This is a genomic window from Bradyrhizobium sp. 139, assembly GCF_023074175.1.
GTDB lineage: Bacteria > Pseudomonadota > Alphaproteobacteria > Rhizobiales > Xanthobacteraceae > Bradyrhizobium.
The window spans coordinates 12,240-24,854 of sequence record NZ_JADPKS010000023.1 but is presented as its reverse complement, the minus strand read 5'-3'; the positions used below and the strand labels follow the sequence as shown (position 1 = coordinate 24,854).

General features: G+C 58.8%; 6 protein-coding genes. 4 read left to right on the top strand and 2 right to left on the bottom strand.

What is annotated here, in order from left to right; all coding sequences use genetic code 11:
* Nucleotides 1–8: 8 nt before the first annotated feature.
* The gene (locus IVA80_RS05675) at nt 9–1,199 is read left to right on the top strand and encodes a glycosyltransferase (protein WP_247426420.1); all 1,191 of its coding nucleotides are present in this window, start codon (nt 9–11) and stop codon (nt 1,197–1,199) included.
* Here IVA80_RS05675 and IVA80_RS05670 read toward each other — a convergent pair.
* A complete protein-coding gene (locus IVA80_RS05670; RefSeq protein ID WP_247426416.1) occupies nt 1,188–2,186 on the bottom strand; it encodes a glycosyltransferase family 2 protein in 999 nt (332 codons plus the stop codon). The genes IVA80_RS05675 and IVA80_RS05670 overlap by 12 nt on opposite strands.
* Before the next feature lie 1,010 nt (nt 2,187–3,196).
* Between IVA80_RS05670 and IVA80_RS05665 the strand changes: the two genes are divergently transcribed.
* Nucleotides 3,197–8,437 (top strand): Ig-like domain-containing protein, encoded by a 5,241-nt coding sequence (locus IVA80_RS05665; RefSeq protein WP_247426412.1) that lies wholly within the window; start codon nt 3,197–3,199, stop codon nt 8,435–8,437.
* A 183-nt stretch (nt 8,438–8,620) separates the two neighbouring features.
* Here IVA80_RS05665 and IVA80_RS05660 read toward each other — a convergent pair whose 3' ends face one another.
* Nucleotides 8,621–10,084, bottom strand: coding sequence for a lipopolysaccharide biosynthesis protein (locus IVA80_RS05660; RefSeq protein ID WP_247426409.1), 1,464 nt, complete (start codon nt 10,082–10,084; stop codon nt 8,621–8,623).
* A gap of 420 nt (nt 10,085–10,504) precedes the next feature.
* On the opposite strand from IVA80_RS05660, the gene IVA80_RS05655 reads away from it, so the two are divergent.
* Nucleotides 10,505–12,157 carry a hypothetical protein gene (locus IVA80_RS05655; protein ID WP_247426406.1) on the top strand — a complete coding sequence of 551 codons (1,653 nt, stop codon included), beginning with the start codon at nt 10,505–10,507 and terminating at the stop codon, nt 12,155–12,157.
* On the top strand, nt 12,138–12,530 hold the full coding sequence (locus IVA80_RS05650) for a DCC1-like thiol-disulfide oxidoreductase family protein (RefSeq protein ID WP_247426402.1): 393 nt from the start codon (nt 12,138–12,140) through the stop codon (nt 12,528–12,530). The genes IVA80_RS05655 and IVA80_RS05650 overlap by 20 nt, the downstream gene beginning before the upstream one ends.
* Nucleotides 12,531–12,615: the final 85 nt, after the last annotated feature.

The window sequence follows — 12,615 nt, the reverse complement described above, 5'->3', positions numbered from 1 at the left end:
ACAATCGCATGAAAATCGCTCTGATCGATCCGTCGCTGTTTACCTGGCCGTATGATCTTAAATTAGCCAAAGGATTGACCGATATTGGGCATGCAGCCAGCATTGTTGGGCGCCAGCTTGGGCAGAAGCCGTCCGTCGACGAAGTGCGGTTTCTTGACCGGCATTTTTATCCTGGGATGCAGTCGCGCTTTTTCAAGAAACTTCCGCGCAATGTGCAGCTGGGACTGAAGGGGCTCAGTCACGCTGAATCAATGGCTCGGCTGATCAGGCGCTTCAGGAGAGCGCCGCCCGATGTGATCCATTTCCAGTGGGCGCCGCTGGCGATCGTTGACAGCCAGTTCGTTCCCAAGTTCAGAAAGATCGCGCCAACTGTGCTGACCGTCCATGACTCGAATCCGTTCAACAACAATCCGAGCTCGCGGATACAGCGGATTGGCGCGCTCAAGATTCTGCATTGCTTCGACCATCTTATCGTTCATACGACCGTTGCACGCGATCGCCTATTGCGCGTTGGTATCCTCGACGAGAGGATATCGGTTATCGCGCACGGATTGCTGACGGATCATATCGCCCGGCCGGCCGACGAGCCTTCGGCCGGGGGCGTTCAAATACTCCTGTTCGGCAAGATAAAGCCCTACAAGGGCGTCGACGTCATGCTTCGCGCGCTTGCGCTGCTGCCTCGAGAGGTCAGGAGGTGTTGCGTGGTGAAGGTCGTGGGCTGGCCGGAAATGCCGATGGAGCCGCTGTTTGCGATGGTGAAGGATCTGCAGCTCGAAGAGCATGTCGAATTCGACCTGCGTTTCGTTCCGGAAGATGAAGTCACTTCGCTGGTCGCGCGCGCGGACATCCTGGCTTTTCCGTACCGGGATATCGACGCGTCGGGTGTGCTGATGCTGGCGATCGCAGCGGGACGTCCGATTGTCGCGTCGAATCTTGGAACGTTTTCGGAATGGCTGAGCGATCAGGCAGACGGGACGCTCGTTCCGCCAGATGATCCCGTCGCATTGTCCCGGTCGCTCGAGCGCTTGATCAGCGATCCTGATTATCGAAACTCCAAGGGTCAAGGAATGCTGGATCTGCGCGATTCCGTGCCTACGTGGACCTCGATCGCACGCCTGACCGAGGCCGCCTATGCGAAGGCGGGCCAGCGCGTGGGTGCAGATGCCAGCGTCCAGGTTCTTGAGGCTTCACGAAACTGAAGGGGTCATCTGCCAGGTGGTCTGGCGGATCGACAGGATGCCCCAGAAAAAGCCCAGCGCCCACGCGAAATGCATCACGACAGCGGCCGGCAGGGCGAGCAGTCCGCAGATTGAGCGATGCTTTCCTGCAATCATCACTGCGGTCAGTGCCAGTATCGCCAGATAGGCCGCCGGCAATGCCAACAGCGCTGGCGCCACCGGAGACAGCAGGATGGCGCAAACCGTGAGTGCAACATGAGTGGGCACTAGGAACTGACGCAGTCGCAACGATCCGGGATGCCGTCTCACGGTTCTCGATCGACCGCGACCATAATTGAAGTATTGCTTCGCCAAGCTCACGAAACCTGATCGCGGTCGATAGGAAAGACGGATGTCCGAATCCAGAAATATCCGGCCGCCGATTGCACGCAGCCTGCAGTCAAACTCCGCATCTTCATTATGAGTGAAGGTTTCGTCGTAGCCACCCGCCCTGCGGAACGCGTCAACGGTTATGGCCGCATGATGTCCGTGGTCGACAAAGCCGCTTTGCGTTCCGCCGCGATGTGCCGATCCGCCCGAACCGACCTTCGTGTCCGAGACCCAGGCTACGGCCTTCTGTAGGCAGCCGTCGCCACGCGAGTCCATGGGGACCACGACCGAGTCGGCTTTGCGCTCGTCCAGGGTCTTGAGAAGGCTCGAAACGTAATGAGCCGGATATTCGCAATGGGCGTCACACCGCACCAGGGCCTGCGCGCCCGCACCGTAGACCTGGACGGCCAGATTGACGCCGGCGCTCTGTAACCGCTGGGGATTATGCAATAGATTGACGCCATCAATCTCACTGGCGAGAGCGCGGACAATGTCAGGCGTCCCATCCGTGCTGCCACCATCTGCAATCACTATTGTGCGGTCTTCGTGGAGACTGTCCCGGGCCAGGTTACGGACAACCGTCTCGATGTGGGACGCCTCGTTCAAAACCGGTACGACGATCAGGACTTTTCTAGACACGGTTTAGCTGCCACTTGCGTTTATCTGTTCAATCCGTTGGCAGGCGCGGGAACGCTATTTATTGATGCACGCCAAGGGACAAGCCAACGGTCGGCCAAAAGAATGGCCAACTCGTGACCTCTTGACTTGATCTCTTGGTGCCTCGGCAAATGAGCGAGTCTGACTACTGAGGTGCCTTAAAACCGGCGATCTATTTTGCGTGCCTGCTGTGTAGCCGATCGCCTGAAGATCGGAAGCGAATTCGAATGGAAGCTATAAGTGAGAGTTGCTGTTGCGGTCTTCGCCTGATGGCTTGCTGTATGTCGTCGTGCATCGGCTGATCCGATGACGCTGGATCTTTCATGGCAGGGGGCGCACGGTTGCGTCACGCTCTTTCTAAATCCCGAGATTCGTCTGCGCAATGTTCCCGCAGATGATGCGTCGATGTCGCTCACGCTGAGGCAAGGCGCGCGAGAATGGGAGCAGAACGTTTCGGTTCCCGTAATAGCGTCGTGTTGTCTGGGACGATCCGGACCTTCGGTCCTTGCAACCTTGGTCTGTACGAATGGACCGTCCTGGCGAAATCTTCGACAGGACAAGTTCTTTCGGAAGCGCATCAGGGATGATTCTATCCCGCGGGTGAACTTGCATCGGGACAATAGTTTCGCAGCAACATCGCCGTGCCGTGACCGCCTGCAGCCTGCATCTGCACAACTCCCTTATTACTCGCCTCGAGTCCGAACGCGATGCAGCCGAATTCTTTGGAACCGCCATAGAGTTCCAGTTCCGTGCCTGGTTCCGGGAGAGGATCTCGCGCAGTGGAACGACGCGGCGGCTCGTCTGGTTGAAGTCTCTTTGCTGCGGAACCCGCTGACCTCAAACGATGCCCCGTATTCTTACGATGCCCTTGAGCGATGCGCGGTCTTGAAGCTGTCACTGAATTCCTCTTCATGCTTCAAATTGTTTCGAATCCGTAAGGCCGTTTTGAACGCGGTTGTCGTTGGCTGACCTACAAAGGGAGCAAGCAATCAATGACCGGAATCAGCGGCAGTGCCGGTGCTGACATCCTGTTTGGCGGCACCGGAAACGATGTTCTGACCGGAGGAGCAGGGGCGGACACGTTCGTCATCTCGAAAGGATATGGCTCCGACACTGTCACTGACTTTCAGGCGGGGGTAGGCGGCGATGTGTTGCGGGTGCAGAATTACGGCTTTGCGACGTTCGCCAAATTCCTGGCCGCGGTTACCCAAGTAGGCTCCGATATAGTCGTAACTCTGTCGTCGACCGAAACTCTTACGCTGCAGAATGTCGCGCTTTCGGCTTTGGTCGCAGACAATGTCGCGCTGGACAATCCGTTGCCGGCAAGCGGTACGGCGTGGAACTGGGCGGGCACTGTTCCTGCAGGTGGCACGCTGACGACCGGAGCAACAAATGACGGCATAGAGGCCGGCGGCGCGGGCGTTACCCTTATCGGCGGTGCGGGGGACGAAACCTACTACGTCTACGACCACAACACCAAGGTCGTCGAGCAGCCCGGAGAGGGTATCGATACGATCCGTGTCTGGAACATCAATGGATACAGCCTCGTCAATGCGCCGAACGTCGAGAACCTGATCCTGACGGATAGCGTTCCGTCTCCCGCCACCGGCAATGATCTCAATAACATCATTGTCGGCAATGCCGGCGACAACATGATCGACGGCGGTCGAGGCAATGATGTGCTGACCGGTGGGGCCGGTCGCGACACCTTTGTCGTAACCGCGGGCAACGGAAACGACATCGTCACCGACTTTCAGGCGGGCACGGGAGGGGACATCCTGCAGCTCAATAACACGGGCTTCAAGACCTTCGCCGATGTCGCGGCAGCCATGAAACAGGTCGGCACCGACCTGGTCCTGACGATCGCTAGCGGCGAAACCATTAGGCTCGAGAACGCCAGCCTCCAGAATCTCACGTCCGCCAATGTAAACATCGTCAGTCCCCCGACCGGACTGGTCCAGACCTTCAACGACGACTTCAACACGCTCTCCGCGGGGCAGGATCCCAGCCTGACCTGGCGCACAAGCTATGCTTGGAGCGGAGCAGCAGGCTACGGGCTGGCCGGCGAACAGGAAGTGTACGTCGATCCCAGTTTTTCCGGGCTGCCGGCAACTCAGGCATCGACGTCGCTTGGACTTAATCCGTTCTCGATTCGGGACGGCCACCTTGTCATCACGGCGCAGCCCTTGCCCACGAGTGCCACACCTTATACTGGGAGCGCCATTTTCTCGTCGGGCATGATCTCGACCCAGAACAGCTTTACCCAGACCTACGGCTATTTCGAGATGACGGCCACGCTGCCCAGCACAACCGGCGCGTGGCCGGCGTTTTGGCTGTTGCCCAGCACTGCCAATAATCTCAATACCGAGATCGATGTTCTCGAAGCCTTTGGTCAGGATCCTGACCAGGCCCACTGGGCCATTCACTCACCGTACGCGCCCGCGACGAATGGCGGTTGGGCAAATACAGCCAACCTGACCACCGGAGAACACACATTTGCGCTCAAATGGACGCCTTACGACCTGACGTTTTTCGTCGACGGGAAGGAGGTCGCACAGCAGGCCACACCCGCCGACATGAATACGGCGATGTACATGATCGCCAATCTCGCGATGGGCGGGAGCTGGCCGGGCAACGCCGCTCCAGGATCGACGGCGACGATGACCATCGATTCGATCAAGGCCTATCAGTTGCCGGAGTACACGTTTGCCAACTACGCTCTTCTCACGAGCGGTACCCCGACCAACACGATCGCGGGAAGCGCGGCTGCGGATACGCTGACCGGCACTTCCGGCAATGATCTGATCGGTGGCGCCGGAGGCGCCGATACCATGATCGGCGGTGCCAGCGACGATACCTACGTGGTGACCGATTCGGCTGCGAAGGTTGTCGAGGCTTATGGCGGAGGCGTCGATACGGTGCGCTCCTCGGTGACGTACGCGCTTTCCAGCTACGTCGAGAATCTGACGCTCACCGGCTCGGCGGCGATCAACGCCAGCGGCAATATCCAGTCCAACATCATCATCGGAAATTCCGCGGCGAACGTTATCACCGGCGGACTCGGTAATGATATTCTGACCGGCGGCGGCGGCGCGGATACCTTCGTAGTCAACTCCGGCGACGGTTCGGACATCATCACCGACTTCTCGCCGGGATCGGGCGCCGGACACGACGTTGTGCAGTTGAACGGCTTTGCCTTCACCTCATTCGCCGACGTGCAGGCGGTGATGAGCCAGATCGGAGGCGACGTATATCTGAAGGTGACGAACCAGGATACGCTGGTGTTCCGCAACACGACGATCTCGGCGTTCAGCAGCGACGATTTCCAATTGCCCGCAACGCTCCCTGTCGGCGGGACAATTACGTCCTGGATCAGCGGAAAAGCGAGCAGCCGCATGGTCTACGGCACCGCGGCGAACGACAAGCTCACGGCGGTGAATATTGATGACACGCTCGTAGGCTGGAACGGCGACGATACCTATGTCATCGGCAACACGAACCAGAAGATAGTCGAGAATGCGGGCGGCGGCATCGACAGCGTGGAGGCATGGACATCGTACACGCTGCCGGCCAATGTCGAAAATCTGACGCTGTTGATGGGAGGGCTCACCGGCGTCGGCAACCAAATGGCAAACCGCATGGTCGGCTCGAGCGGTTACGACATCGTCGATGGCGCCGACGGGAATGACTGGCTCTTCGGAGGAGCCGGGAACGATACGTTCATTTACAATGCAGGCAGCGGCAACGATACGATCGCGGATTTCCACGTCTTCACGAGCGCGACTGCCGAACACGACAAGCTGATCCTGAAAGGCTATGACAGCGGCGCCTATTTGACCCATGTGAACGACGTGTGGACCGTTCACTACGCGGGTGGAGCAGATACGCTGCGCATTGCCGGCATCACCAGCTTGACATCGGCCGACTATTCATTCGTATCCGCGACGAATGTGCCGATTGCCACGACGCCTATCAACGTGCCGACGATCGCGGTCACCAATGACAACGGTTCGATCGCGTCGGGCCTTACCAACTCAAATCACCTGATCCTGACAGGCCACGCGCAGGCAGGTCTGACCGTCGAGGTGTTCGACGGAGCAAATCAGATCGGCAGGGCGATCGCCGACAACAATGGCACGTGGAGCTATGCTACGGGAACACTGATCGATGGTAGCCATGCGTTCGCGGCTGCCGCTACGGACGGCGCGGGCAACATCACCGCGCGCTCCGCCAGTGTAGACATCACGATCGACACGGTTGCCCCGACCGTCCCCGCAGTCACGTCGTTCTCGCCCGACAGCAATATTGCTGGCGACGGTGTCACCAACGTCAATCACGTAAATCTGGCCGGGACCGCTCAGGCAGGAGGCACGGTGCAGATCTTTGACGGTGCGACGCTGATCGGAACCACAGGCGCCGATGCTAATGGAGCCTGGTCATTTGCGACGGGAACCCTGGCGGACGGCAGCCATGTCCTTACTACCAAGGCCGCGGATGCCGCCGGCAATCTCAGCGCGCCCTCGGCTGCTTTGAACGTAACGACGGATACGGTTGCACCAATTGCGCCGACCATCGTATCGGGCGCACCCGCGGCTTCGAACAGCATGATCATTTCCGGTACCGCGGAAGCCGGAAGCTCGGTGAAATTGTACGAAGGTTCGAGCTTGCTCGGCACAGGCGTGGCGGGGACCAATGGCGCCTGGAACATCACGACCGGGTCGCTTACGCAAGGTATACATAAGTTCACCGGGACCGCAACTGATGTGGCTGGCAATCTGAGTGCGCTCTCGAACGCCTTCAGCCCGACAGTCGGAACGGTGATTGAAGCGGCCGGTATGACAACGCTCACCCAAGTGGGAAGCTACTTCTATCTGTCGACAGGCGGTTCATCGGTTCTGCTAAAAAATGGCGGAGCGGCGGTTGTCGCGGGGCAGCTGGGCTCATGGGTGCCGGTGGGTGCGGAAGCATCATCGAGCGGCTACCTTGTCGCCTGGAAGATTCCTTCCACCGGCCAATTTGCGATATGGAATACTGACAGCAACGGCAACTACCTATCCAATTACCTGAACAAGATATCCGGCACCGACCCGGCGCTTGAATCAAGCGAAACGCTCTTCCACCGGGATCTCAACGGCGATGGCGTGATTGGTCTTCCACCAGCGTCCCAGCCGGTTTCAGGCACGACGGTCGAGGCGTCCGGCTCGACTAGCCTGGTTCTGGTCGGCAAGAATTATTTGCTCGATTCGATGGCGAGCGGCGCTGGGCCGACGTTGAAATCTGATGGTATCGCGGTTGTGTCCGGACAATTCGGCGTATGGACGCCGGTAGGCGTGGAGCAGACGTCCAGCGGTTATGACGTGGCCTGGAAGATCCCGGCCACCGGCGAACTCTGTGTGTGGACCACGGATAGCAATGGCAACTATATCTCGAACCTCCTGAACAAGCTGTCCCCGACCGACCCTTCTCTTAAAGCGGTCGAGACGACTTTTTTTCAGGACCTCAATGGCGATGGCGTGATCAATACGTCACCGACCATTCTCAAGATTTCCGGAAATGTCGTATTGAACCTGGACAAGATGACGCAGGCCGCAACGATCGACGCCGGCGCCACACTCGAATTGTCGGGCGCGGCTTCCGGGTCGATCACTTTCAAAGCGTCGACAGGCAATCTGGTGCTGGACCATGCGGCGCAATTTACGGGAACGCTGATCGGTCTGGCGGGTGACGGCACCGCTGCCAATTCCAACCATATCGATCTGAAGGACATCGCTTACGGAGCGGGAACGTCGGCATCGTTTTCCGGCAACACGGCCGGTGGCGTGTTGACCGTGATCGATTCCCAAAATCACACCGCACAGATTTCGTTGGTCGGTGACTACACAAAGTCGACGTTCAATATCTCAAACGACGGAGAAGGCGGCACGCTGGTGATCGATCCTCCGAAAGCCAGCTTTAATTTCACGCCGGTTCCGGCGTCGCAGCCCAGTGCGACTGCAGCGGCTGTCATGGCGGCGCGCCTGGGAAGCGACGGTTTTGTTTTCGAGCAGTCCGCCGCCTCGAAGGGCGCCTATGAGTTCGTTAGCGAGGCGTTCCATGAATCGGCAGGGATAACGCCTGTCTTGGAGGCCACTCGCCCGGAGGCCGACCTCGGCCTTCATCAGGTCGACGTCGTTGACGCGGTGGCTCCCATCGACGCCCATCTGGTGGAATTGCACAACTTCCTCCTTCGCTGAAGGTCTTTGCGAAACCGGATGACTGCGGACGTCAACAGTCAGCCGGCCTGATCAGATCGGCAGGGCGAATTCAGCAAGGTGAACTCAATCGCGGCTCAGCGCGCGTTGCTCTGACTGCTGTTAAGGTTCCGATCGGCTGACAGTCCCGGCTTGCGGCGGTTCCTGCAGTCTGGGAAGTTTTGCCTAGATTTGCGGGGCTGCCCTTCGATAGCCGTAGCGCAACAGACGCCTCGCGAGTGCCCTTTTCTGCGCAAAGAAGCTGATGGCTACGAGATATGATGCATAGGCAAGCGCCAGCAGCGTAGCCAGTTCAGCCAGAGAGTTTCCATCCAGCAACGAGATGATCGAAATCCTTGTGATGGCCGCCGCAACGAGACAACCGATCCAATGCGGACCGGTCGTTTCGATCAGCCGCCTCGTCGTCACGGGGCCGTTGCGACCGACCGATGTCGCGTAAAGCGGCAGCACGATGGCGCAGTTCACCAGCGTATATGCGATGGCAATCCCAAGGGCGCCCCAGGGAAGGCCGATGACGAATGAGATCACGTTGATCAGAGCGGTCCAAACGCCCAGCCTGAAGTACTCCCGCCCACGGCCTTGACTGAGAAACAACCAGGCGGCCGTCGCGGTCGCGACCTGGATCAAGCCCGCAAGGCCCAGCCACGAAAAAATCGGGGCTGCACCCACCCAATGCACTCCGAGGACTCTTCTGAAGAGCGGCTCCGAGAGCAGGATGGCGAAAACGATGCCTGGCTGACATACAAGCATGACCATGGAGAGGGCATCGTCGTAAGTGCTCAGGTATTCTTTCTTATCGAGACGAAGCCGCGAAAGAAGCGGCACGATCACCTGCCCGATCGGGTTGTGCAGTTGAACGATCGGGAACAGCAATAGCTTATACGCCCGATCGTAAAGGCCGAGTTCGTCGCCGCCGCGGAATTTGCCGATAAGGATATTGTCCGCGTTTCTCGAGAAATAGTTGGCCAGATTGAACCCGGACACGTGCAGGCCGAATCTTGCCATTTGCCGCGTCTCGCTATCCAAGTGAGGATATCTAGGACGATAGCCCGAACAGGTCCAGATCCCAGCGGTCGAAACCAGCGTGAGAACGAGCGTGGACAGGTAAAGCGCCCAATAATTTCTCAAGATCATCACAGCAACGATCCCCGCGACAATGGACGCTGTTGTCGCTGCGACATCCAAGACTGCCAGGGCCTTGAACCTAGACTCTCGGGCAAGCAGGGCGGCGGGAACGGTTGGCAGGCCTGCAATGAAGCTAAGCCCTGCAATTGCGACGATGAGCTGTCGAAGCCTGGGATCGTCGTAAAACAGTGAAAGCGGATACGCGCTCAAGGTCAGCGCGAGGGCCGACGCCGCGGAAGCCAGCACCGACAACCAGAACAGCGCATCGATCTGGCCCTTGGCGATTTGCGGGCGTTGAATGATGGCCTGTCCGACGCCGAGGTCCTTGATGAGCCCGAGGAACGTTGCGGCCGTCGCGGACATGGCAAGTAGGCCGAAGTCAGACGGCGTAAGATTTCGCGTCGAGAATATCGTCAAAACGAAACCGGCCGACAGTTTCCAGGCCTGGGCCCCACCCGTTATGAGGATGTTGGTTGCGGCCTGCGACTTGCTGTCTCTGTCCAACGAGTTCACCCCGCGATCTCAAACAGTTCTTGCTCGGTCTTGCGGCTGCCTGCAAATGTCGGCGGGAAATCTATCGCTCTCGACTATGACGGTTCCGACCGTCCCGGCTTTTAGCTCGGCTTTGACACCAACGGAAGATGTGATCGAGCGACGTGGGACGGCGGACTGTGAGGCGAGGCGGATGACCAACTTCGAACGATTGCATGAAAGTTCACCAATGTCGGTGCGGAGACCCGCAGTCACATCAATGCCCGCAGTTTGTCACATTTCAATTTGCAATATTCAGGTTCCCGCAAGATGATTTTGTGAGCACTCCCGCTGGGGAAGGCCAAGGCGGCGCGTGCGACGCTTGCAGGATGCAAGCGGTTCGATAATGTTCGGTTGATCTGCGATCGCGCAGTTCCGGAGGTCCGAGGCGGGATGGCGTTATACACCGTTGCATCATCACGGCAAGGAATCCGGTCTGGCATCTCGTCGCTGGCGGGACCTCTCTTCCTTCTTGCAGTAGCCATCGTTCTTTCTGCGATTTCGCGGCGGGCCGTCACGCATCTCGCGCGCTGGTCTGACATTTACGCGTTTGTGCTGGTTTGCGCGGCATTTGCCGGCGCGCTCGCCTTCAACTCGATTCGCTACCGGGATTTCTCGCCGCCATTGCGGATCACCGCCTTCGCGATCGGAATGGCGATCTTCGTGCAGTTGCTGTTCGATTCACTGGGGCCCTTCGCAGGCCCTGCCAATATGCTTTTCGGTTCGGGCGACAGGATCCTGTTCTTTCGGTACGGCGCACTGCTTGCGGTCGTAGCTGGCATCGCCGCGATCTGGCGTCCAGCATTTCTGCTACCGCTGTTCTACTTCTATCATGCGTGGCGCGAAATGGTCAGCGTCGTGTCCGGCATCTTCGTCACCGAGACTGATTATCTTGGCATGCTCGACGTCGGCAACTTCTGCGTCCTTGGCGTGCTGGGCACGATCGTCCTCACCAGTGCCTGGGCAATGGATCGCGTGCCGCAGTTGCGGACTGTGTTCGCTTCCGCTGATGGCGTGAAAGAGCTCCGCGATCGCGCCTACGGCCTGATCTGGGCGTGCGCCGTCGGGGCGCATCTCGGCAGCTATTTCTGGTCGGGAATCGCGAAGCTGCAGGCAGGCGGCGAGAAGCCGTGGACCTGGCTGCTTGCGAACCCCACGCAGACCTCGATCCTGATGGGGCTCGAACGTGGCGACGCCCCGCTCGGCCTATGGCCGGGCGCGTTGCAGACGACCTGGGACGCGATCGTCAGCAACCAGTTGCTCTTCAACGTCTTTGTGCTGGGCGCGCAGCTGCTGTCGCCGCTGGCCGCGATCTCGACGCGCGCGTTGTCGTTCTTCTGTCTGTTGTTCGATGTCTTCCACGTTGGTGTGTACTTCACGCTCGGGGCGCTGTTCTTCTTCTGGATTGCGCTCAACCTTTTCATCGTCGCCGCGGCGCGCAGGCTGCCGCGCGACGGATTCACCCCGGCCATGAAGGTTGTGATGGTCGTGGCTGTCATCTGCGGTCGATTCTTCTTCTACACCAACTTCCTAGGCTGGCTGGACGGGCCGAAGCTGGCAAGCCCGCGATTCTTCGTCGAGACCCGGGATGGCCGCCAGATCCTCGCCCCGTCCACCTATTTCGGCATCTACTCGTACATGATCGGGACCGGAACCATGTACATCCCCGAAAACCATTTCCGGGCTCGCGTTGGCGGTAACAACCACGACCTTACCACCTGGCACGACGCGACCACCTGCGGCCCGGAGATTCTTCCGCGTCAGGACACAGGAGTAGCCATGGACGCTGTGGAGAAACTGGTCCGCGAGACAGACCATTTTTTCCGCATCTATCCCTGGGTCAAGGACAGTAACAGCTTCTATGCCTATCCGCACCACATGCTCGCCAATCCATGGATGTACAGCGAATTCAACAAGCTGAGCATGGACGACATTGTCGCCTATCACTACGTAGTAGAGTCGGTATGCCTCGGTCTTGCCGAAGGCAAACTTGTGCGCGACGTGCGGAAGCAGACGGACTATCGAATTGACCCAAGATGGCGATGACGAGATCTGGGTGGTTTATGACGGCGAATGCCCGTTATGCAGCCGTTATGTCCTGCTGTATCAGTTGCGGGAGCAGGGGCAGCGTGTCCACCTGATCGACGCGCGTTCGGAACATCCGATCTTAGGCGAGATCCGCGCGCACAACCTCGATCTTAATGAAGGCATGGTGGTTCGCTGGCGTGGGCGGTATCACTATGGGGCCGAGGCAATGTATCTGCTGGCAACGCTTGCCGGCGAAGCGACATTTTTCAACCGGGTCAATCGGCTCGTGTTCTCCCGGCCGCGCCTTGCACGGGCAATTTATCCGACGCTCGTGCGTGGAAGGAAACTTCTCCTTCGGCTGCTCGGCCGCAAGCTGATCGGTGAGCTCTGATCAGTGCATGCTCCAGAACGGCAGGTACCGGTCTTCCAACAAGTTCATCAAGTGGAACGATGGAGCCGGTGACGAGTCGAGAAAA

Excerpts from the sequence above, each read along its gene's own strand:
- IVA80_RS05675 (WP_247426420.1), top strand. The coding sequence starts at position 9 with ATGAAAATCGCTCTGATCGATCCGTCGCTGTTTACCTGGCCGTATGAT.
- IVA80_RS05665 (WP_247426412.1), top strand. The coding sequence starts at position 3,197 with ATGACCGGAATCAGCGGCAGTGCCGGTGCTGACATCCTGTTTGGCGGC.
- IVA80_RS05655 (WP_247426406.1), top strand. The coding sequence starts at position 10,505 with ATGGCGTTATACACCGTTGCATCATCACGGCAAGGAATCCGGTCTGGC.